Below are 21,494 nucleotides of genomic sequence, written 5' to 3'. Positions count from 1 at the left end.
GCGAAGCTCTGGGACAAGGCCGAGGAGGCCTGAGGCGAGTCGCCGCCACCCTGTCCACCCGGGGCAGCCGGGACTCACACCGCCACGTACGTCACCGGATCGCTCCCCGCCACCGCCTCCGCCCGGCCCAGCTTGACCAGGCGGCGCAGGTGGGCCTCGGCCTCCGAGACGGCGATGTTCCTCGACCCGTACGGGATTTCGGCCCAGGGCCGGTTCCACTCCATGCGTTCGGCGAGCTGCCAGGGGGTGAGGGGCTCGGCGAGCAGGGTCAGCAGGCCGCTGAGCCGTTCCTCGTGGTGGGCGAGCAACTGCCGTACGCGGGCCGAGGCGTCGCAGAACGCGTGCTGGTGGGCCGGGAGGACCTCGGCGGGGGCCAGGCGGCCGACGCGTTCGAGGGAGTCGAGGTAGTCGCCGAGGGGGTCGGTGACGGTGGCGTCGTCCGGGTCCTCGTACAGGCCGATGTGCGGGGTGATCTCGGGGAGCAGGTGGTCGCCGGAGAACAGGCGGCCGTGGCCGGGGAGCCGGGCCGGGTGGGCCTCCTCCAGGTGGAGGCAGACGTGGCCCGGGGTGTGGCCCGGGGTCCAGATCGCGCGCAGGCGGCGGCCGGGCAGGTCGAGGAGTTCGCCGGGGACGATCTCGCGGTCGGGCAGGGCGGGGGAGAGGCCGGGGAGGGCGCGGGGGTGGGCCGCTCGTAGGGGCGCGATGTACTCCTCGGGGGCGCCGGCGGCGGCCAGCTTGGCCGCCATGTACGACAGCCACTGCTCGGGGCGGGCCTCGCGGGTGCGCCGTACGACCGCGGTGTCCGCCGCGTGCATGGCGATCCACGCCCCGGACGCCTCGCGGACCTTGCCGCACAGGCCGTGGTGGTCGGGGTGGTGGTGGGTGACGACCACGCCGTGGATCTCGGTCACCGAGGTGCCGCACGCCGTCAGGCCGTTGGTGAGGGTGTCCCAGGACGCCGGGTCGTCCCAGCCGGTGTCGACCAGCACCGGGCCGCGGTCGGTGTCGACGACGTACACCAGCGTGTGGCCGAGGGGGTTGTCCGGGATGGGGACGCGGACGGACCGCACGCCACCGCCGTGATCGGACACGTACGCCATGGGCCCGCTGTCCTGCTCGCTCGTCATCCGCCCTCCGCTCCACGGCCATTGCCCACTGTAACGGGAACTGGTATCAGTTCTGAAACACCGTCAGAAACACTGTGAGTAACTGCGTCTGCGCAGGAGGCGTCGGCCATGACCGAGCTCGTGGAACACGGACAGCTGTTCATCGGCGGGGAGTTGACCGACCCCCTGGGCCGGGACGTCATCGAGGTGATCTCGCCGCACACCGAGGAGGTCATCGGACGGGTCCCGCACGCCTCGACGAAAGACGTGGACCGGGCGGTGGCGGTGGCGCGCCGGGCGTTCGACGAAGGGCCCTGGCCGCGCATGAGCCTCGACGAGCGGATCGAGGTCGTCAGCCGGATCAAGGACGGGATCGCCGCCCGGCACGACGAGATCGCGCGCGTCATCTCCTCCGAGAACGGCTCGCCCTACTCCTGGAGCGTCCTCGCGCAGGCCCTCGGCGCGGTGATGGTGTGGGACGCGGCGATCACGGTCGCGCGGACCTTCCCGTACGAGGAGACACGCGACGGGATGCTCGGCCGTATCCTCGTGCGGCGCGAGCCGGTGGGGGTGGTCGCGGCCGTCGTCCCCTGGAACGTCCCGCAGTTCGTGGCCGCCGCCAAGCTCGCGCCCGCGCTGCTCACCGGCTGCACGGTGGTGCTCAAGCCGTCGCCCGAGTCGCCCCTGGACGCCTACCTCCTCGGTGAGATCGCCCGGCAGGCCGGACTCCCGGAGGGCGTGCTGTCGATCCTGCCGGCGGACCGGGAGGTCAGCGAGTACCTGGTCGGGCATCCCGGCGTCGACAAGGTGTCCTTCACCGGGTCGGTGGCGGCGGGGAAACGGGTCATGGAGGTGGCGGCCCGCAACCTCACCCGCGTCACCCTGGAACTGGGCGGCAAGTCGGCGGCCGTCGTCCTGCCGGACGCGGACGTCGAGACGGCCGTCGCGGGGATCGTGCCCTCCGCCTGGATGAACAACGGGCAGGCGTGTGTCGCCCAGACCCGGATCCTCCTCCCGCGCTCCCGCTACGACGAGTTCGCGGACGCCCTCGCCGCGGCGGCGCGCGCGCTGGTGGTCGGCGACCCGCTGGACCCGGCGACACAGGTGGGCCCGCTGGTGGCCCGGCGCCAGCAGCAACGCAGCCTCGACTACATCCGGATCGGCCAGGAGGAGGGCGCGAAGATCCTCACCGGCGGCGGCCGCCCGCCGGGCCTGGACCGCGGCTGGTACGTCGAGCCGACCCTCTTCGGCGACGTCGACAACGCGATGCGGATCGCCCGGGAGGAGATCTTCGGGCCGGTCATCTGCCTGCTCCCCTACGACGCCGAGTCCGAGGCGGTGAAGATCGCCAACGACTCCGCGTACGGGCTGAGCGGCAGCGTGTGGACGGCCGACGTCGAGCGCGGCATCGAGATCGCCCGGCAGGTCCGTACCGGCACGTACTCCGTCAACACCTTCAGCCTCGACATGCTCGGCCCGTTCGGCGGCTACAAGAACTCGGGCCTGGGGAGGGAGTTCGGCCCCGAGGGCTACGGCGAGTACCTGGAGCACAAGATGATCCACCTCCCGGCGGGGGCCCGGTGATGGGCGATCGCTGGCACGTCGACGTCGACCGCTCCCTGTGCATCGGCTCCGCCCAGTGCCTCCACCACGCCCCCGGCGCGTTCCGCCTCGACTCCGGCCGCCAGTCCCGCCCGGCCGAGCCGGAGACCGACGCCGACGAGAGGGTCCTGACGGCGGCGGAGCACTGCCCGGTGGAGGCCATCGTGATCACGCTGCTGGGGAGCGGGGAGGCGGTGTTTCCGCCGGAGGAGTAACCGCGGAGCGGGACCGGTATCGCGACCGGGAACGGAACCTCTACGAAACTTTCGGACTCGTCAGGTCGATCAGTCGGCACACCGTCTCGATGTCGATCTTGACCTGGGCGATGGAGGCGCGTCCCGAGAGCCAGGTGATGAGGGCCGAGTGCCAGGTGTGCTCGATGACGCGGACCGCCGAGAGCTGCTCGGGCGTCGGGTCCTCCAGGCCCATGGCGTCCAGGATGATCGCCGTGGTCTGGCGGGAGACCTGGTCCACCTCGGGCGAGACGCTGCGGTCGGCGAAGGTCAGGGCCCGGACCATGGCGTCGGCCAGGTGCGGCTCGCGCTGCAGCGCGCGGAAGGCCCGCATCAGGGTCTCCGCCACCCGCTCCGCCGCCGTCTCGCCCTGCGGCGGCTTCTTCCGCAGCGTGCCGTGCATGTGCTCCAACTGGTCCTGCATCGTGGCGACCAGCAGATGGATCTTGGACGGGAAGTAGCGGTACAGCGTGCCGAGTGCCACCTGCGAGGACTCCGCCACCTCCCGCATCTGCACCGCGTCGAACCCGCCCCGGCTGGCCAACTGCGCGCTCGCGTGCAGGATGCGCCGACGCCGGGCCTCCTGCCGCTCGGTGAGGGGCGCGGACGCGGAGTTCGCGGCACTGGCTTCCACCTTGGCCACCTTGTTCACCTTGGCTTCCGCAGGCATGGGTCCCGTTCCGTGACAGTCCGTGAGGGCGAGTGATCAGACAGCATGGCACGGCGTCAGCCGTGGCGTGAATCACCTGATCCACTGGTCACAGCGCCCCTACCTGCCGGTAGATTCGGAGCCTCTGAACGATCAAGTCTGAAACTTGTTCTAGATTAGCGTCCCGGCGTAATCTCGCGGGACAGTGCAGGGAGAAGGGGGCCCAGAGTGACCGCTGAGGCCAGTCAGGCCGGGCCTCTGGAGGGCCCCGCAGCCGACGGCTTGCGACCGCTCCGCATCGCGCTCCTCACGTACAAGGGAAACCCGTTCTGCGGCGGCCAGGGCGTCTACGTACGGCATCTCTCGCGCGAGCTCGCCCGCCTCGGCCACCGCGTCGAGGTCATCGGCGCCCAGCCCTACCCCGTCCTCGACGAGGGCCACGCCGGCCTGAGCCTGACCGAGCTGCCCAGCCTCGACCTCTACCGGCAGCCGGACCCCTTCCGCACCCCGAAGCGCGACGAGTTCCGCGACTGGATCGACGCCCTCGAGGTCGCCACCATGTGGACCGGCGGCTTCCCCGAACCGCTGACGTTCTCGCTGCGCGCCCGCCGCCATCTGCGCGCCCGGCGCGGCGACTTTGACGTCGTCCACGACAACCAGACCCTCGGCTACGGGCTGCTGGGGGACATTGGCGCGCCCCTGGTGACCACCATCCACCACCCCATCACCGTCGACCGGCGGTTGGAGCTGGACGCGGCGGACGGCTGGCAGCGGCGGTGGTCCGTGCGGCGCTGGTACGCCTTCACGCGCATGCAGAAGCGCGTGGCGCGCCGTCTGCCGTCCGTGCTGACCGTGTCGGGGACCTCGCGTGCGGAGATCGTCGATCACCTGGGCGTGCGCGAGGACCGTATCCACGTCGTCCACATCGGGGCGGACACGGATCTGTTCTCGCCGGATCCGTCGGTGCCCGTCGTACCGGGCCGGATCGTGACGACGTCCAGCGCCGATGTCCCGCTCAAGGGCCTGGTCTTCCTCGTCGAGGCGCTGGCGAAGGTGCGCACCGAGCACCCCGACGCCCACCTCGTCGTCGTCGGCAAGCGGCCCGCGGAGGGGCCCGTCGCCCAGGCGGTCGAGCGGTACGGCCTTCAGGGCGCCGTCGAGTTCGTCAAGGGCATCTCGGACGCGGAGCTCGTCGACCTGGTGCGCTCGGCGCAGGTCGCGTGCGTGCCGTCGCTGTACGAGGGCTTCTCGCTGCCCGCGGCCGAGGCCATGGCGACGGGCACACCGCTGCTCGCCACGACCGGCGGCGCGATCCCGGAGGTCGCCGGGCGCGACGGGGAGACGTGCGTCGCCGTACCGCCGGGCGACGCGGGGGCGCTGGCCGCCGGGCTCGGCCGGCTGCTGGGTGATGGTGAGCTGCGTGAGCGGCTCGGCCGCGCCGGGCGTGAGCGGGTGCTGGAGCGGTTCACCTGGGCGCGCGCCGCGCAGGGCACCGTGGAGCGGTACCGGGAGGCCATCGCCCGGTCCACGGCCTCACCCGGTGCCGCACCCGCACCCCCGCCGACTGCCGTACCCTCCCCCGATGTTGAAGGCGTCTACCCCGAAAGCAGGGCCACGTGCTGACCGTCGACTTCTCCCGGTTCCCGCTCGCCCCGGGCGACCGTGTCCTGGACCTCGGATGCGGTGCCGGACGGCACGCGTTCGAGTGCTACCGGCGCGGCGCGCAGGTCGTGGCGCTGGACCAGAACGGTGAGGAGATCCGCGAGGTCGCGAAGTGGTTCGCGGCGATGAAGGAGGCCGGGGAGGCCCCCGCCGGGGCCACCGCGACCGCCGTGGAAGGGGACGCCCTGGCCCTGCCCTTCCCCGACGAGTCCTTCGACGTCGTGATCATCTCCGAGGTGATGGAGCACATCCCCGACGACAAGGGCGTACTCGCCGAGATGGTCCGGGTGTTGCGGCCCGGCGGGCGCATCGCCATCACCGTGCCGCGGTACGGGCCCGAGAAGATCTGCTGGGCGCTGTCCGACGCGTACCACGAGGTCGAGGGCGGCCACATCCGCATCTACAGGGCGGACGAGCTGCTGGCGAAGATCCGCGAGGCCGGTCTCGAGCCCTACGGCACCCACCACGCGCACGCGCTGCACTCGCCGTACTGGTGGCTGAAGTGCGCGTTCGGCGTCGACAACGACAAGGCGCTGCCGGTGCGGGCGTACCACAAGCTGCTGGTCTGGGACATCATGAAGAAGCCGCTGGCGACGAGGGTCGCCGAGCAGGCCCTCAACCCGCTGATCGGCAAGAGCTTCGTGGCCTACGCGACCAAGCCCCACCTGCCGGCGGTGGACGCCAAGTGACGACCCCCCGGACGGAACACCTGGTCCTGCCCGGGGTGCTGACCGCCGGGCAGGCCGCCGCCACCGTGCGCGGCATGCTCTCCGTGCAGCGGGAGGACGGCGCGATTCCCTGGTTCCGTGGCCACCACCTCGACCCCTGGGACCACGTCGAGGCGGCGATGGCGCTGGACGCGGCCGGTGAGCACGAGGCCGCCGAGCGGGCCTACCTGTGGCTGGCCCGGCACCAGAACGAGGACGGCTCCTGGTACGCGGCGTACGCGGACGGGGACTTCGCCGAGGTCACCGACCGGGGCCGCGAGACGAACTTCGTCGCGTACATAGCCGTCGGCGTCTGGCACCACTATCTCTCCACCGGTGACGACGCGTTCCTGGACCGCATGTGGCCGGTGGTGTACGCGGCGGTGGAGTTCGTGCTGCGGCTGCAGCAGCCGGGCGGGCAGATCGGCTGGCGGCGGGACGAGGACGGCACGGACACGGCCGACGCGCTGCTGACGGGCTCCTCCTCCATCCACCACGCGCTGCGCTGCGCGCTGGCGATCGCCGAGCAGCGCGAGGAGCCGCAGCCGGACTGGGAGCTGGCCGCGGGGATGCTGCGGCACGCGATACGCCGCCACCCGGAGCGGTTCCTCGACAAGGACCGCTACTCGATGGACTGGTACTACCCGGTGCTGGGCGGCGCGCTGACCGGCGCCGAGGCCAAGGCCCGCATCGAGGAGAGCTGGGACCGCTTCGTCGTCCCCGGCCTCGGGGTGCGCTGCGTCGTCCCCAACCCGTGGGTCACGGGAGGCGAGTCGGCCGAACTCGCCCTCGCCCTGTGGGCGATGGGCGAGTCCGACCGGGCGCTGGAAGTGCTCCAGTCGATCCAGCACCTGCGCGACGCGGAGACCGGCCTGTACTGGACCGGCTACGTCTTCGACGACGACGCCGTCTGGCCCCGCGAACTGACCACCTGGACGGCCGGCTCCCTGCTGCTCGCCGTAGCCGCCCTCGGCGGCCACGAGGCCACCTGCCAGGTGTTCGGCGGGGACCTGCTGCCACGGGGCCTGGACCCGGACTGCTGCGACACCTGAGCGCTCAGTGCCGGTGAACCCGGTTGGCGTGAGCGCTCAGTGCCGATGCACCCGGTTGGCGATCGCGTGGCCGACGAACAGGTACACGACGGCGGCCAAACCGTAACCGGCCACGACCCTCGCCCACGCCTCGTCGAACGTGAACAGGTCGTGCGACCAGCCCGCGAGCCAGCGGGCCGCGTCGTGGATGAACTGCACGAAGTCGTTCGCGCGGTTCGCGTCCAGCAGGTACATCAGGATCCACAGGCCCAGGATCAGGGCCATGATGTCGGCGACGACAGCGATGATCGTGCCGGCCTGATTCGCACCGTTGCGATATCGAGGGGACATGCCCATCGGGTAACCCTTGAAGGGCATACGAAACCTCGTGCGAAACCACCTGACGAAACCACGTGAAACCACCTGACGCAACCACTATGACCGCGGGTCAGGAAGTGAGCTCGGCGAGCACCCGCAGCGTGTGCCGGTCGGTGGTGAGCACCAGCAGGTCCGTCACCGGCCCCTGGCGCCACAACTCCAGCCGCTCGGCGATGCGTTCGCGAGGCCCGACGAGTGAGATCTCGTCGGCGAAGGCGTCCGGCACGGCGAGGACCGCCTCCTCCCGGCGGCCCTCGCCGAACAGCCGCTGGATCCGCCGGGCCTCCTCCTCGTACCCCATGCGCGCCATCAGATCGGCGTGGAAGTTGCGGGCCGCGTGCCCCATCCCGCCGATGTAGAAGCCGAGCATGGCCTTGACGGGCAGCAGACCTGCGGTGACGTCGTCGCAGACCCGCGCCTGGGCCATGGGGGCGACCAGGAAGCCCTCCGGCAGGTCGGCGAGTACCTCCCCGTACACCTCCGTCGGCCGGGTCGGCGACCAGTACAGCGGCAGCCAGCCGTCGGCGATGCGGACGGTCTGGGCGACGTTCCTCGGCCCCTCGGCGCCGAGCAGGACCGGCAGGTCACGGCGGAGGGGATGGGTGATCGGCTTGAGGGGTCTGCCGAGGCCGGTGGCGTCCGGACCGCGGTAGGGGTGGGCGTGGAAGCGCCCGTCGAGCACGACCGGCGCCTCCCTGCGCAGTACCTGCCGTACGACGTCGACGTACTCGCGGGTGGCGGTGAGCGGCGACTTCGGGAAGGGCCGTCCGTACCAGCCCTCGACGACCTGCGGACCGGACAGGCCGAGACCCAGCAGCATGCGTCCGCCGGACAGATGGTCCAGCGTCAGCGCGTGCATCGCGGTGGTGGTCGGCGGACGGGCCGCCATCTGGGCGACCGCCGTACCCAGCCTGATGCGTGAGGTGTGCGCCGCGATCCAGGTGAGCGGCGTGAACGCGTCCGAGCCCCACGACTCGGCCGTCCACACGGAGTCGTAGCCGAGCCGCTCGGCCTCCTGCGCGAGCGGCACATGGTCGGGACGGGGGCCGCGGCCCCAGTAGCCGAGCGCCAGACCGAGCCGCACCTCTGCCTCCTGACGGATCGTCAGCTGAGCGGGGCGTCGACTGTACGACAACGGCCCCGCACCCGGAAGAGGGGTGCGGGGCCGTACGGCCGGTCCAGGGGGTCAGCCGCGCTGGATGCCCGAGGTGTCCTGCAGCACGCCACGGCGGCCGTCCTGCGTCTGGGCGACCAGGGCCGCGCCGCGCTGCTCGACCGCCAGGTACCAGGTGCCCGGCGCCAGTTCGGCGATCGGCGTCGGCGAGCCGTCCTCCGAGAACAGCGGCCGCGGCACCGGCACGGCGAACCAGAACGGCGAGAAGTCCGCGGCCGGCGCCGGCTGCTGCTGCGGCTGACCACCGTAGGGCTGCCCCGGCTGCCCGGGCTGCCCGCCGAACGCCGGCTGCTGCGCACCCGGGTAGCCGTAACCGCCCTGGGGCTGGGCACCGTAGGGCTGGGGCGCGGCGGGGCGCGGGGCGGGGATGAGGGCGCCCTTGAGGGCGGGGACGAGGGGGGTGGCGAGGGCGGCGGCGGCCATGAGCAGCGTGGCGATGAGAGCGAGGATCAGGCCGATGCCGGCGTCGACTCCGCCGTCCGAGCCGGAGCCGACGTTGTCCACCCCGCCCACCGGATCGAAGATGTTCCCGAGCGCACTCCAGGCGGCGAAGACCGTGAAGGCGATCCCGAACTGACCGAGGTCGAGGCCGGCGACCTTGGGCACCTGCGGCAGACCACGAGAGACGACGACGAGCGCGGCACCGATGATGCCCGCCAGGATGACGCTCATCAGGAGCGGTCCACTGCCCCAGGCGTTGGGGAGATCGGCGCTGTCGGGGGCCCCGTCGATCGAGTAGATGTCGAGGAACGACGCGATGAACAGCAGAACCGCTGCTCCGATCACCACGCCGTCGCCTCGAGTGAGGGAGCGGATATTCACTTCAGGTCCTTCGTCAGTCGTCTCGTCGTCGGTAGAGGCGTCGCTGTCACCATGTCGCCGTCAGGCCCCGGTGTGAAGCGCGGGGGTGGCCCCTCATCGTACGGACGGACACTATCGTCCGCCCGACCAGGGTGTCCGCCGGGATCAGCGCGCTGATCGCTACCCGCGCAGGAAACTCACGATTCCCTCAGAGATCCCTTGCGCCGCTTTCTGCCGCCAGGCGCCGCTGGTCAGCAGCGCCGCGTCCTTGCTATCGCGCATGTTGCCGCACTCGATGAACACCTTGGGAACCGTTGACAGATTGAGACCGCCCAGGTCCTTCCGCGTGACGAGTCCGGTGCCGCCGCCGACGTAGTTGGAGGGCGCGCTGCCCGTGACACGGACGAAGTTGCCCGCGATGCGCTCGCCGAGGCCGCGGGAGGGGCCGACGATGGGGCCGGTGTCGGCGGCGCCCGCGTGCACGGTGCCCGGCAGGATGACGTGGAAGCCGCGGTTGCCGGCCGCCGAGCCGTCCGCGTGGATCGAGACCGCGGCGTCCGCGTGCGCCTGGTTGCCGATCCGGGCCCGCTCGTCCACGCACGGCCCGTACGGCCGGTCGCCGTCCTGCGTCAGTTTCACCGTGGCGCCCTGCTGTTGGAGGAGCGCGCGGAGCCGGTGGGCCACGTCGAGCGTGAACTCGGCTTCCGTGTACCCGGAGTTGGTGGATGTGCCTGTCGTGTCGCACTCCTTCCGGTTCGTTCCGATGTCCACCTTGCGGTTGATCTCGGTGGCGTGCCGGAAGTTGCCCGGATTGTGGCCGGGATCGATGACGACGACCTTCCCCTTGAGGGGGCCGGAGGCGGCGGGCGCGGAGGCGGAGGGGGTGGTGGCGGCCGGGGTGGTGGCGGCCGGGGAGGCGCCCGGCTCCTTGTCGTCCGAGGCGTCCGAGCCGTCGCTGTGGGAGGCGGGAGTGGTCGAGGGCGGTGCCGTCGATGTCCGCACGGCGGCGTTGCCCGAATCCCCTCCGTCCCCCGAGCCGCCCAGCGCCTCGTACGCCAGCCACCCGAGCAACGCCCCCGGCACCAGCGCCGCGACCGCCACGGTCAGAGGGCCGCGCCGGGGGCGACGGGGCTGGGGAGGATCGAAGTCCGGGCCTACGTACGACACGCCTGCCACCCTAGCGGCCCTCCTGGGTGTCCACAGGGCGCACTGCGGCAATGGGTGGCCGGAGCGCGCGGGACCATGAAGTGGGCCGGGCCCGCGCCGCCGACCGCTGAGCGGGCGCGTTCAGATCCCCGTGCTCGTGCGCCGCAGGACCCGCAGCGAGTCGGTCACCGAGACCTCCGTGAAGGCGCCGGACTCCAGTGCCCGCAGGAAGATCCGGTACGGGGCCTGGCCCGTGAACTCGTCCTTCGGGTCGGGGAAGACGTCGTGGATGACGAGGAGGCCGCCCTCGGCCACGTGCGGGGCCCAACCCTCGTAGTCGGCGGTGGCGTGCTCGTCGGTGTGGCCGCCGTCGATGAAGACGAGGCCGAGCGGGGAGTTCCAGAGCGCCGCGATGCGCGGGGAGCGGCCGACCAGGGCGACCACGTGGTCCTCCAGGCCCGCCCGGTGCAGGGTGCGGCGGAAGGCCGGCAGCGTGTCCATCAGGCCGATCTCCGGATCGACCGTCTCCGGGTCGTGGTACTCCCAGCCGGGCTGCTGCTCCTCGCTGCCCCGGTGGTGGTCGACGGTGAGCGCGGTGACCCCGGCCTGCCGGGCCGCGTCGGCGAGCAGGATCGTGGAGCGGCCGCAGTACGTGCCGACCTCCAGGAGGGGGAGCCCGAGCCGCCCGGCCTCGACCGCCGCCGCGTACAGGGCCAGGCCCTCGTCCACGGGCATGAACCCCTTCGCCGTCTCGAACGCGGCCAGGATCTCCGGCTTGGGTGCCGCGGGCATGGGGCCTGCCTTTCCCGTGAGTGTCGTACGTGAGTGTGGGCGCCCATGCTGCCGCACCCCCGGTCGGCGGGGCGACCGGGGGTGCGGTGCCGGTGCGGCTCAGGCGGTGACCGTCTCGCCCGGCAGGGACAGGTCCAGGTCGACCGGCCGGGCGTCGCCCGCGTGGGTCGCCGAGGAGGCGAGCGGGGCGTGGCCCGCGGCGCGGGCGGCCAGGACGTACGGGCCCTGCGACGGCACGGGCAGGACGTAGCTGCCGTCCTCGGCGGAGAGGGTCGCGCCCGCCTGGCGGCCGTGGCGGTCGATCAGGGTGACCTTGGCACGGGCGACCGGGGTGCCGTCTGAGCCCAGGACGCGGCCCCGGAAGCCGCGCAGCGCTTCGTCGGCACGGGCGAGGTTCGCGTCCTCCTCGCTGCTCGCACGCAACCGCGGCTTGTCCGACGGGCGTCGGCGCGGCAGGAACAGGGCCAGGAGCAGGCCGAGGGCCACCGCGGCCGCCGCGATCAGGAAGGAGACGCGGAAGCCGTGCATCGTCGGGACCGCGACACCGTTCACCTCGTTCGCCGTGTTGGCCAGCACCATGCCGATGACGGCGCTGGACACCGACGTACCGATGGAACGCATCAGGGTGTTGAGGCCGTTGGCCGCGCCCGTCTCCGAGGCCGGGACCGCGCCGACGATCAGTGCGGGCAGGGACGAGTACGCCAGGCCGATGCCCGCGCCCAGGACGACCGACGTGACCACCGTCTGCCAGGCGGCGTCCATCAGACCGAGGCCGCCGCCGTAGCCGAGCGCGATGACCAGCAGGCCGATGATCAGGGTCGTGCGCGGGCCGAAACGCGCCGACAGACGGGCGTAGACCGGGGCCGTGAACATCATCGTCAGGCCCAGCGGCGCCACGCACAGGCCCGCGACGACCACTGATCTCGCGTCAGGTCCGGGCCCGGGTCGGTCGGTCGGCCGGGTCGGCAGGGAAGGGGGGCCCAGGTCCTGGGACCGAGAGAGGTGCGGCGAAATCTCGATGCACTGGGCACGGAGGATTGAGAACATGACAGGCATGCTCGACGCCGCCTCCGACACCACCCGAACCTCCCGCCGCGCCGCGCCCCCCACCTGGCTGGTGGTGGCGCTCGCCTGCGCCGGGCAGTTCCTCGTCGTGCTCGACATCTCCGTGGTCAACGTGGCCCTGCCCTCGATGCGGACCGGCCTCGGGCTGAGCGAGCAGGGCCTGCAGTGGGTGGTGAACGCGTACGCGATCGCCTTCGCCGGGTTCATGCTGCTCGGCGGGCGGGCCGGGGACCTCTACGGCCGCAAGCGGATGTTCCTGATCGGGCTCGGCCTGTTCACCCTGGCCTCGCTGGGCGGCGGGCTCGCGCAGGACGGCTGGCAGCTGCTGCTGGCGCGGGCCGTGCAGGGACTCGGGGCCGCCGTGCTGGCGCCCTCGACCCTGACCATCCTCACCGCGTCGGTGCCGGAGGGAGCCGCCCGGGCCCGGGCGATCGGGACCTGGACCGCGGTGGGCGCCGGTGGCGGCGCGGCGGGCGGTCTGGTCGGCGGGCTCCTGGTCGAGACGCTGTCGTGGCGGTGGGTGCTGCTGATCAACGTGCCCGTCGGGGCCGTGGTGCTGGCCGGTGCCGCCTGGTACCTGGCGGAGGGCCGGGCCGGCGACGGGCGGCGGCTCGACCTGCCGGGCGCGCTGCTGGTGACGGCCGGGCTCGCCACGCTCGCGTACGGCATCTCGCAGACCGAGGCCGCGGGCTGGACGGCGACGGCCACGCTGGTGCCGCTGCTGGCGGGCCTGGTGCTCATCGGGCTGTTCGTCGTCGTCGAGGCGCGGGCGAAGGCCCCCCTGATGCCGCTCGGGCTGCTCCGGCTGCGGTCGGTGTCCTCGGCGAACGTGGCCATGTTCCTGTGCGGCTCGGCGATGTTCTGCATGTGGTTCTTCATGACCCTGTACGCGCAGAACGTGCTGGGCTACTCGCCGCTGGAGGCTGGGCTCGCGCTGGTGCCGAGCTCCCTGGCCGTGGTGCTGGGGTCGAAGGTCGCGCCCCGGTTCATGCGGACGGTCGGACCACGCACCGTGGCCGTCCTGGGCACCCTCGTCGCGGTGGTCGGCTTCGGCTGGCAGTCGACGATGAGCGCGGACGGGGCGTATCTGACGACGATCATGTTCCCGGGCGTGCTGATGATGCTGGGCGCGGGCCTGGCGGGCACGCCGCTCGCCGCGCTGGCCACATCAGGGGCACCGCCTCAGGAGGCCGGCCTGGTGTCCGGCCTCGTCAACACCTCACGCACGATGGGGGGTTCGCTGGGCCTCGCCGTGATGTCGACGCTGGCGGCGGCGCGGTCGGCCGGGAGCCATACGCCCGGGGCGCTGACGGAGGGGTATGCGTTGGCGTTTCGGGTGGGGGCTGTTGTGTTGGCCGTGGGGGTGCTGTTGATGTGGGTGTGGCTGCCGCGGAGGGCGGTGGCCGGGGCCGGCTGAGGCGGTGGGCGTGGGTTGGTGTGGAAAAGTGGGCGCCGGGTGGCCCGGGACGGTGCTTTGACGGCCCTCGGTCGGGGCGGCGCCGCCCTTTCCCCCGACTCGCGGGTGACGCCCCAGGGACCGGCTCACCGGCGCCGCACAGGCCCGAACAGGTCCGTCCGCGCACCCTCAACCACCCCTTCTGACCTGGGCTTTCCAGCTGTCCCGGCATACGATCGCCGGGCGTGGAAGGGGGCCGGATGGACCGGAACATACGCACGGTGGACGATCTGCTCGAGCTGCTGGACGGCCTGTTCGCGGCGGAGGCCGACCGGTGGACGGACCGGGGGGCCGGCTGGTGGGACGGGTTCTACGCGGACCGCTCCCGGCCGGTGCCGTTCTTCGCGGCGAAGCCGGACGAGAGCCTGGTGTCGTACCTGGACCGCGGGCTGCTCAGGGGCGGGCGCGCCCTCGATCTCGGCTGCGGGCCGGGGCGCAACGCGCTGTATCTGGCCAAGCGGGGGTTCGAGGTGGACGCGGTCGATCTGTCGCCGGCGGCCGTCGACTGGGCGCGGGAGCGGGCCGGCGAGGCGGGAACCGGGACCGGGACTGGGACCAGGACGGGGACGGGGACGGGTACGGGGGCGGTTCGATTCCACTGCGGCGACGCGTTCGCGCTCGTCGGTACGGAACGCCACGGGCTCGACGGGCCGTACGACCTGATCTACGACTCGGGGTGCTTCCACCATCTGCCGCCCCATCGCCGGATCAGCTATCTGGCCCTGCTGGAACGGGCCCTGGCTCCCCGTGGGCTGTTCGCTCTGACCTGCTTCGCTGCCGGGGGAATGGGGTCCGAGCTGCCGGATGCCGAGTTCTACCGGCAGGCCGGTCTGCAGGGCGGGCTGGCGTACACCGCCGAGTCGCTGCGGTGGATCTTCTCGGAGCTGACGGAGGTGGAACTGCGCCGGATGCGGGACGAGCCGGAGGACTCGCCCCGCTTCGGGGAGAGCTTTCTGTGGACGGGGTTGTTCCGGCGGGAGCCGGGCGCGCAGGCACCCGGCTGACACCTCGTCAGGAGCCTTCACAACTAGGGAGCCCTGGGCTATACAGAGGGCGCCGGACTGGAACGCGTTTCAGTCCGGATCGTGACGGCCTCGGCGCGGACGACGGTGCGGACGGCCGTGCCGAGGTCTCTTGCGGTCTCTCTCCCACGGCGATCAGGAGCCCCATGCCCATCGACGCAGCCAAGGCGCTCGCCGCCGAGCCCCGGACCGGCGAGATCTCCTGGGTCCCCAAGGACGTTCAGCTCTACCACCTCGGCATCGGCGCGGGCCGCCCCGCCACCGACCCCGACGAGCTGCGCTACACCCTGGAGTCCCGGCTGCACGTCCTGCCCAGCTTCGCCACCGTCGCGGGCGCCGGATCGCCCGGGGTGATCAGCGGACTGTCCATGCCGGGCGTGGAGGTGGACCTGGCGCGGGTGCTGCACGGGGGGCAGAGCCTGCGGCTCCACCGTCCGATCCCGGTCCGGGGCGGCGCGACCGCCACCTCCCGCATCGCCGCCGTGTACGACAAGGGCAAGGCGGCCGTCCTCGTCCTGCGCACCGATGTCGCCGACGCCGACGGGCCGCTGTGGACCAGTGACGCCCAGATCTACGTACGGGGGGAGGGGGGCTGGCGTGGTGAGCGGGGGCCGTCCTCGCGTCTGGAGGCGCCCGCCGGGGAGCCCGAGCGCGTCGTCGAGCGGCCGGTGCGTGAGGACCAGGCGCTGCTCTACCGCCTCTCCGGCGACTGGAACCCCCTGCACGCCGACCCCGAGTTCGCCAAGCTCGCCGGGTTCGAGCGGCCCCTCCTGCACGGGCTGTGCACGTACGGCATGACGCTCAAGGCGGTCGTCGACACGCTGCTCGGCGGGGACGTGACGCGGGTGCGCTCGTACGCCACGCGGTTCGCCGGGGTCGTGTACCCGGGGGAGACCTTGCGGATCCGTATGTGGCGGCGCGCCGGCGAGGTGCGGGTCGCCGTGAGCGCCGTCGAGCGAGGAGACACACCCGTGCTCGTCGACACCATCGTCCAGCACTCCTGAGCCAGCACTCCTGAGCCAGTACCCCTGAGCCAGTACTCCGGAGTTCCGTCCTTCGAGGGGAGCCGCACCATGCGGGCAGCCGTACTGCACGAGACCGGACAGGACAAGCTGGAGGTCCTCGACGACGTCGAGGCGGTGGGCTTCGGCCCCGGCAGGGTGCGGATCCGGGTGCGGGCCACCGGGCTGTGCCACTCGGACCTGTCCGCGATGAGCGGGGTGCTGCCGCAGCCGGCGCCGTTCGTCCCCGGGCACGAGGGCGCGGGCGAGGTGGTGGAGGTCGGCGAGGGCGTCACACGGGTGAAGCCCGGGGACCGGGTCGTCGTGTGCTGGCTGCCCGCCTGCGGGGCCTGCCCCGCCTGCCGGCGCGGGCAGACCGAGCTGTGCCTGGCCGGGTTCATGAACGCGGGCACGCCCAACTTCCGGCGGCCCGGCCTGGACCTGTTCGGTTTCGCGGGCACCGGCACCTTCGCCGAGGAGGTCGTCGTCGACGCCGGGTGCGCCGTGCCCATCCCGGACGACGTGCCCTTCGACATCGCGGCGCTCATCGGCTGCGGGGTGACGACCGGGCTGGGGGCCGCGCTCAACACCGCGGACCTGGCGGCCGGTTCGTCGGTCGCCGTCATCGGGTGCGGGGGCGTGGGCATCTCCGTGATCCAGGGGGCGCGGCTGCGGGGCGCCGCCGAGATCGTCGCCGTCGATCCGGTCGTTTCACGGCGGGAGTCGGCTGTGAGGTTCGGGGCGACGAAGGCCGTGTCCCCCGAGGAACTGCCCGACGCCAAGCAGCAGGTCACCGGTGGCGAGGGCTTCGACTACGTCTTCGAGGTCGTCGGCCGGGCGGCGACGGCCAGGACGGCGTACGAGACCACGCGGCGCGGCGGCACGCTGGTCGTCGTCGGCGCGGGCGCCATGGACGACTTCCTCCAGCTCAGCATGTTCGAGTTGTTCTTCGACGAGAAGCGGATCCTGCCGTCCCTGTACGGCGGCGGGGACGTCCTGCGCTCCTACGAGCGGACCGTCGCCCTGTGGCGGGCCGGCCGCGTCGACCTGGACGGCCTGATCACCCACCGGGTGCCGCTCGCCGACGTCAACGAGGCCCTCGACCAGATGCGGACGGGCACGGCCCTGCGCACCTGCGTCGAGATCTAGCCCCGTCGCATCCCAGCTGGAGACCTGCTGGAGACCTGCTGGAGACCTGCCGGAGACCTGTCGGACCGCGAAGGACACGTATGCCACTGCCACTTCAGGGACGCGTCGCGATCGTCACCGGCGCCGGGCGCGGGATCGGCCGGGCCGAGGCGCTGGAGCTCGCCCGGCTCGGCGCGGCCGTCGTCGTCAACGACTACGGTCAGCCCGGCCGATGGGGGTCCCCCCCGCTCGAGCGAAGCCGAGAGCTCGGAGGAGGCACGGGCGCGGCCTCCGCCGGGCCCGCCGAGCGGGTCGTCGCCGAGATCGAGGCCGCGGGCGGGACCGCGCTCGCCCACACCGGGGACGTCTCCGACTTCCACCGGGCCGCAGAACTCGTCGAGTCGGCGATCACGGAGTTCGGGGAGCTCGACATCCTCGTCAACAACGCGGGCATCCTGCGCGACCGCATGGTCTTCTCCATGACCGAGGACGAGTGGGACGCCGTGATCCGCGTCCACCTCAAGGGACACTTCAACACCACCCGTTTCGCCGCCGCGCACTGGCGGGAGCGCTCCAAGCGGGCCGGCGGCCCGGTGTACGGGCGGATCGTGAACACCTCCTCGGAGGCGTTCCTCGCCGGCAGCGCCGGACAGCCCAACTACGCGGCGGCCAAAGGCGGCATCGTCGGCCTGACCACCTCCACGGCCCATGCCCTGGCCAAGTACGGCGTCACGGCCAACGCGATCTGCCCGCGCGCCCGCACCCGTATGACCGAGGACGTCTTCGCGGGCGTCGAGCAGCCGGACAGCGGCCTCGACCCGCTCGCCCCCGAGCACGTCGCCCCGCTCGTCGGCTACCTGGCCTCGCCCGCCGCCGAGCGGGTCAGTGGACAGGTGCTCGTCGTGCACGGCGGCATGGTGGCCGTCGTCGAACGGCCCCGGGTGGCCGCCACGTTCGACAGCAAACAGGACACCTTCACGTACGAGGAACTGGACGCGCTGCTCACCCCGTACTACGCGGACCGGCCGGCGCGGGAGACGTTCGCGGCGGTGGAGGTGCTGGGGCTGCGGCGCGCGTAACCCCGGACGCGTAACCCCGGACGCGCAATGGCCCCGGATGCGCGACGGCCCCGCCCGTCGTGCGACGAGCGGGGCCGGGCGCCGCCCGGCCCGTCCTACGACGAACCGGACCTGCGCCGTCTGCTGCCTGCTGCTGACGCTCCGTCAGGCCGCCGTCTCGGTCTGCTCGGTCTCCTGGACCGGCTTGCGGTGGCGGCCACGCGGAGCCGTCTCACTGTCCTGCGTGGAGACCGGGCCTCGGTGCCGGCCGTGGCCGGCGGCGATCTCCTGGACGTCGGCAGAGGGCTGGTTCGTGCTGGCGTCGCTCATCGGAAGGAATTCACCCCGTCAACATGATCTTTCTTACAGCCGGGCGAGTTTAACCGGCACACCTCGCCCCGAATCCAGACGGGCACGCCAACCGGCACTACTTCGTTACAAGCCGCCCAGCGGCGCCTGTTGGAGGGGCACGGGACGCGCGACGACGGGTTTCGGAGGTTCCGGTTCCGAGGGCTTCTCCGGCGGTCTGCCAGCTGATCTGTCAGCTGGTCTGTCAGTCGCGGGTCCCGGCTCCTGCGAAGGCTCTGGCGACGGCTCCAGCGACGGCTCCTGAGACGGCCCTGGTGACGGCTCCGGCGACGGATCCCGCGACGCCGGCACGCTCAGCCGCGCCAGCCCGCACGGCGACTCCCGCGTGGCGTACGGCAGATGCAGCACCCCGTCCGGCGTCCACAGCCCGGCCCCCGCCAACCACCCCTCGGGCGCCGGGAGATGGTGCACCTGCCGCCCGGCCGGCCGCCACACGCCGACCCAGGTGCCGAGCGGACCGTCCACGCGCAGCGCCACCGCGCAGCTCTCCGGCATCAGCACCTGCCCCGGCTGGATCGCGAAGGGCGTGACCGTGCAGTCGTTCACCCTGAGGCTCTCCGGGAAGCGCACCGGCAGGGTGCTGCCCAGCACGCCCCAGCCCAGCCGGTCCCGGCCGGGCGAGGGCGCGTCCGAGCGGATCAGCAGCAGCCCGCTGTCGGGATCGGCGAGCAGCAGCCGGTCGTCGCTGTCGGCGGCGATCTGCAGCAGCGGCGACACCTCGCCGCCCCGCTCCAGATCCACCACGACCGTTTTGACGGGCCCGCCGATCTCCCGGTCCAGCGCCAGCATCCGCCCGGCGCGGTCCAGCCACACCCCGCCCGAGCAGCGGCCGGGGACCTCGGCCAGCTGCTCGGGCCCGTAGGCACCGCCCGCCACCAGCCACACCGCCGTCGAACGCCGGCCCACGGCGAGGGCGTACGCCTTCTCGCCGTCCGGCGCGGGCGGCAGCAGCCGCAGCCGGGTGCCGTCGTCCGGGCACTCGACCGCGCCCAGCGGCAGCTCGCCGGTGCCGGGGCCGGTCGGGTAGAGCAGGCTGAAGGCGTGCCGTCCGGCCACCAGCCGGTGGATGAGGACGCGCCCGTCGCGCATCGGCTGTACCTCGGTGCCGGGTTCCTCCGGCTGGTTGCCGGGCAGCGGCACCGCGTACGGCTCGGGGCCGTCCAGGGTCCAGCGCTCCGGGTACCAGGAGTCGCCGCTGCGGGCGAGGCGCGCGGCGTAGCCGCCGTCCACCGTGATCACGCACCCTGTCCGCGGGGAGACACCGTCCTCGTCCGCCGCCGGGGGCTCGGTCGCACAGGCCGTCATCGTTCGGTCACCTCCAGCGACGAAACTAGATTTCGCACGCACAGACGTGGGACGGGCGGGCTCCCGCTTCACACATAAGGGTGTCCCAGGAACGATTCGCCTGAGGAAACCGCGGTGGTTGTGCTCGGCGGGGCGGGGGCCGTTCCGGGAGGGCTGTGCCGGTTCAGCGGCGCCGAACACCCAGGTAGCCTTGCATCCGTGCCCCGTCTGTCTGAAGTCATCGCCGCGCTGGAGAACCTGTGGCCCGCCGAACGGGCCGAGTCCTGGGACGCGGTCGGCACCGTCGTGGGCGACCCCGACCAGGAGGTCACGCGGGTCCTGTTCGCCGTCGACCCCGTGCAGGAGATCGTCGACGAGGCCGTGAAACTGGGCGCCGACCTGCTCGTCACCCACCACCCGCTGTATCTGCGGGGCACGACCACGGTCGCGGCGACGCACTTCAAGGGCCGCGTCGTCCACACGCTCATCAAGAACGACATCGCGCTGCACGTGGCGCACACGAACGCCGACACGGCCGACCCGGGCGTGTCCGACGCGCTGGCCGGCGCGCTGGACCTGCGGGTCGTACGACCCCTCGTACCGGACCCCACCGACCCCGAGGGCCGCCGCGGCCTGGGCCGGGTCTGCGAGCTGGACCGCCCGCTGACCGTGCGCGAGTTCGCCGCCCGCGCCGCCGAGCGGCTGCCCGCCACCGCGCAGGGCGTCCGCGTCGCCGGCGACCCCGAGGCCACCGTCCGCACGGTCGCCGTCAGCGGCGGCTCCGGCGACAGCCTCTTCGACCACGTACGGGCGGCCGGTGTGGACGCCTTCCTCACCGCGGACCTGCGCCACCACCCGGCAGCAGAGTTCATGGCGGCTCGTGCCCACAGTCCCCTCGCGCTGCTCGACGCGGCGCACTGGGCCACCGAGTGGCCCTGGTGCGAGCTGGCCGCGAGCCAGCTCGACGAGATCTCCGACCGCAACGGATGGGACCTGAGGGTCCACGTCTCGAAGACGGTCACCGACCCCTGGACCGCCCACGCGGCGTCCACCCCGACGCACACTCCTGGAGCCCCCAACTGAACGCCGAGCCCGCCGACCAGATCCGACTCCTCGACGTCCAGGCCCTCGACGTCCGCCTCCAGCAGCTGGCGCACAAGCGGAGGTCGCTGCCCGAGCACGCCGAGATCGAGTCACTGACCAAGGACCTCACGCAGCTGCGCGACCTGCTGGTGGCCGCGCAGACCGAGGAGAGCGACTGCGCCCGCGAGCAGACCAAGGCCGAGCAGGACGTGGACCAGGTGCGCCAGCGCGCCGCCCGCGACCAGCAGCGCCTCGACTCCGGCCACGTCAGCTCGCCCAAGGACCTGGAGAACCTCCAGCGCGAGATCGCCTCCCTCGCCAAGCGGCAGGGCGACCTGGAGGACATCGTCCTGGAGGTGATGGAGCGCCGGGAGTCCGCGCAGGAGCGGGTCGCCGAGCTCACCGAGCGGGTCACCTCCGTCCAGGCGAAGATCGACGACGCGACCGCGCGCCGGGACGCCGCCTTCGAGGAGATCGACGGCGAGGCCGCCTCGGTGACCAAGGAGCGCGAGGTCATCGCGGCCTCGGTCCCCGCCGACCTGCTCAAGCTCTACGACAAGCTGCGTGAGCAGCAGGGCGGCGTCGGCGCGGCGAAGCTGTACGCCCGCACCTGCCAGGGCTGCCACCAGGAGCTCCCCATCACCGAGGTGAACGAGATCCGCGCCGCCGCGCCCAACACCGTGATCCGCTGCGAGAGCTGCCGCCGCATCCTGGTGCGCACGGCCGAGTCGGGCCTGTAAACGGCGG

At 72.6% G+C, this 21,494-nt stretch carries 21 protein-coding genes and 1 pseudogene; 12 read left to right on the top strand and 10 right to left on the bottom strand.

Annotated elements, in window-relative coordinates:
- Positions 1-74: 74 nt before the first annotated feature.
- Positions 75-1,100, bottom strand: a complete 1,026-nt coding sequence (locus tag ACYVMZ_RS02405; RefSeq protein ID WP_461076299.1) for an MBL fold metallo-hydrolase — start codon at positions 1,098-1,100, stop codon at positions 75-77.
- A gap of 135 nt (positions 1,101-1,235) precedes the next feature.
- Between ACYVMZ_RS02405 and ACYVMZ_RS02400 the strand changes: the two genes are divergently transcribed.
- Together ACYVMZ_RS02400 and ACYVMZ_RS02395 are read left to right on the top strand one after the other, a co-directional pair.
- Positions 1,236-2,690 carry an aldehyde dehydrogenase gene (locus ACYVMZ_RS02400; protein WP_461074882.1) on the top strand — a complete coding sequence of 485 codons (1,455 nt, stop codon included), beginning with the start codon at positions 1,236-1,238 and terminating at the stop codon, positions 2,688-2,690.
- On the top strand, positions 2,690-2,923 hold the full coding sequence (locus ACYVMZ_RS02395) for a ferredoxin (protein WP_461074880.1): 234 nt from the start codon (positions 2,690-2,692) through the stop codon (positions 2,921-2,923). Before ACYVMZ_RS02400 ends, ACYVMZ_RS02395 begins: the two co-directional genes overlap by 1 nt.
- Positions 2,924-2,963: 40 nt before the next feature.
- Here the strand turns inward: ACYVMZ_RS02395 and ACYVMZ_RS02390 are convergent, their stop codons facing one another.
- Positions 2,964-3,611 (bottom strand): TetR family transcriptional regulator, encoded by a 648-nt coding sequence (locus ACYVMZ_RS02390; RefSeq protein ID WP_461074878.1) that lies wholly within the window; start codon positions 3,609-3,611, stop codon positions 2,964-2,966.
- A gap of 207 nt (positions 3,612-3,818) precedes the next feature.
- Here ACYVMZ_RS02390 and ACYVMZ_RS02385 point away from each other — a divergent pair, with 207 nt between their 5' ends.
- Genes ACYVMZ_RS02385 through ACYVMZ_RS02375 form a run of 3 tightly spaced genes read left to right on the top strand, consistent with a single transcriptional unit; the run spans position 3,819 to position 7,011 of the window.
- The gene (locus ACYVMZ_RS02385; protein WP_461074876.1) at positions 3,819-5,213 is read left to right on the top strand and encodes a glycosyltransferase family 4 protein; all 1,395 of its coding nucleotides are present in this window, start codon (positions 3,819-3,821) and stop codon (positions 5,211-5,213) included.
- Positions 5,207-5,941 carry a class I SAM-dependent methyltransferase gene (locus ACYVMZ_RS02380; RefSeq protein ID WP_461074874.1) on the top strand — a complete coding sequence of 245 codons (735 nt, stop codon included), beginning with the start codon at positions 5,207-5,209 and terminating at the stop codon, positions 5,939-5,941. The genes ACYVMZ_RS02385 and ACYVMZ_RS02380 overlap by 7 nt, the downstream gene beginning before the upstream one ends.
- On the top strand, positions 5,938-7,011 hold the full coding sequence (locus tag ACYVMZ_RS02375) for a prenyltransferase/squalene oxidase repeat-containing protein (RefSeq protein ID WP_461074872.1): 1,074 nt from the start codon (positions 5,938-5,940) through the stop codon (positions 7,009-7,011). Before ACYVMZ_RS02380 ends, ACYVMZ_RS02375 begins: the two co-directional genes overlap by 4 nt.
- Positions 7,012-7,047: 36 nt before the next feature.
- Here ACYVMZ_RS02375 and ACYVMZ_RS02370 read toward each other — a convergent pair whose 3' ends face one another.
- The 6 genes and pseudogenes from ACYVMZ_RS02370 to ACYVMZ_RS02345 all read right to left on the bottom strand — a co-directional run.
- Positions 7,048-7,341 carry a hypothetical protein gene (locus ACYVMZ_RS02370; RefSeq protein ID WP_031112118.1) on the bottom strand — a complete coding sequence of 98 codons (294 nt, stop codon included), beginning with the start codon at positions 7,339-7,341 and terminating at the stop codon, positions 7,048-7,050.
- Positions 7,342-7,438: 97 nt separating this feature from the next.
- Entirely contained in the window at positions 7,439-8,452 is a 1,014-nt protein-coding gene (locus ACYVMZ_RS02365) for an LLM class F420-dependent oxidoreductase (protein ID WP_461074870.1), read from the bottom strand.
- Between the two features lie 102 nt (positions 8,453-8,554).
- Complete coding sequence (locus ACYVMZ_RS02360; protein ID WP_461074868.1) at positions 8,555-9,364, bottom strand: hypothetical protein; 810 nt, start codon at positions 9,362-9,364, stop codon at positions 8,555-8,557.
- Between the two features lie 159 nt (positions 9,365-9,523).
- A complete protein-coding gene (locus tag ACYVMZ_RS02355; RefSeq protein WP_461074866.1) occupies positions 9,524-10,510 on the bottom strand; it encodes an N-acetylmuramoyl-L-alanine amidase in 987 nt (328 codons plus the stop codon).
- A gap of 120 nt (positions 10,511-10,630) precedes the next feature.
- A complete protein-coding gene (locus ACYVMZ_RS02350) occupies positions 10,631-11,281 on the bottom strand; it encodes a class I SAM-dependent methyltransferase (RefSeq protein WP_461074864.1) in 651 nt (216 codons plus the stop codon).
- A 99-nt stretch (positions 11,282-11,380) separates the two neighbouring features.
- Positions 11,381-12,379, bottom strand: a pseudogene (locus tag ACYVMZ_RS02345) (MFS transporter); the annotation flags it as partial.
- Between ACYVMZ_RS02345 and ACYVMZ_RS02340 the strand changes: the two are divergent.
- The 5 genes from ACYVMZ_RS02340 to ACYVMZ_RS02320 all read left to right on the top strand — a co-directional run bounded on the left by ACYVMZ_RS02340 (position 12,327) and on the right by ACYVMZ_RS02320 (position 18,032).
- Positions 12,327-13,763: a DHA2 family efflux MFS transporter permease subunit gene (locus ACYVMZ_RS02340; protein WP_461074862.1), complete on the top strand. Its 1,437-nt coding sequence runs from the start codon at positions 12,327-12,329 to the stop codon at positions 13,761-13,763. The pseudogene ACYVMZ_RS02345 and the gene ACYVMZ_RS02340 sit on opposite strands and share 53 nt — an antisense overlap.
- Positions 13,764-14,002: 239 nt before the next feature.
- Positions 14,003-14,806 carry a class I SAM-dependent methyltransferase gene (locus tag ACYVMZ_RS02335; RefSeq protein ID WP_461074860.1) on the top strand — a complete coding sequence of 268 codons (804 nt, stop codon included), beginning with the start codon at positions 14,003-14,005 and terminating at the stop codon, positions 14,804-14,806.
- Between the two features lie 164 nt (positions 14,807-14,970).
- Positions 14,971-15,828 (top strand): MaoC/PaaZ C-terminal domain-containing protein, encoded by an 858-nt coding sequence (locus tag ACYVMZ_RS02330; RefSeq protein ID WP_461074858.1) that lies wholly within the window; start codon positions 14,971-14,973, stop codon positions 15,826-15,828.
- A gap of 69 nt (positions 15,829-15,897) precedes the next feature.
- A complete protein-coding gene (locus tag ACYVMZ_RS02325) occupies positions 15,898-16,974 on the top strand; it encodes a Zn-dependent alcohol dehydrogenase (RefSeq protein ID WP_461074856.1) in 1,077 nt (358 codons plus the stop codon).
- Between the two features lie 80 nt (positions 16,975-17,054).
- On the top strand, positions 17,055-18,032 hold the full coding sequence (locus tag ACYVMZ_RS02320) for a 3-oxoacyl-ACP reductase (protein WP_461074854.1): 978 nt from the start codon (positions 17,055-17,057) through the stop codon (positions 18,030-18,032).
- Between the two features lie 144 nt (positions 18,033-18,176).
- Here the strand turns inward: ACYVMZ_RS02320 and ACYVMZ_RS02315 are convergent, their stop codons facing one another.
- The gene (locus ACYVMZ_RS02315; RefSeq protein WP_461074852.1) at positions 18,177-18,341 is read right to left on the bottom strand and encodes a hypothetical protein; all 165 of its coding nucleotides are present in this window, start codon (positions 18,339-18,341) and stop codon (positions 18,177-18,179) included.
- Positions 18,342-18,446: 105 nt separating this feature from the next.
- The gene (locus ACYVMZ_RS02310) at positions 18,447-19,685 is read right to left on the bottom strand and encodes a hypothetical protein (RefSeq protein WP_461074850.1); all 1,239 of its coding nucleotides are present in this window, start codon (positions 19,683-19,685) and stop codon (positions 18,447-18,449) included.
- Between the two features lie 198 nt (positions 19,686-19,883).
- Between ACYVMZ_RS02310 and ACYVMZ_RS02305 the strand changes: the two genes are divergently transcribed.
- Both ACYVMZ_RS02305 and ACYVMZ_RS02300 read left to right on the top strand, forming a co-directional pair.
- A complete protein-coding gene (locus ACYVMZ_RS02305; RefSeq protein ID WP_461074848.1) occupies positions 19,884-20,747 on the top strand; it encodes a Nif3-like dinuclear metal center hexameric protein in 864 nt (287 codons plus the stop codon).
- Positions 20,744-21,487, top strand: coding sequence for a zinc ribbon domain-containing protein (locus ACYVMZ_RS02300; protein ID WP_461076297.1), 744 nt, complete (start codon positions 20,744-20,746; stop codon positions 21,485-21,487). The genes ACYVMZ_RS02305 and ACYVMZ_RS02300 overlap by 4 nt, the downstream gene beginning before the upstream one ends.
- Positions 21,488-21,494: the final 7 nt, after the last annotated feature.

This window comes from Streptomyces deserti (assembly GCF_054782695.1).
Note: the sequence above shows the minus strand (reverse complement) of the source record. Positions and strands in the feature narration are given on the sequence as shown.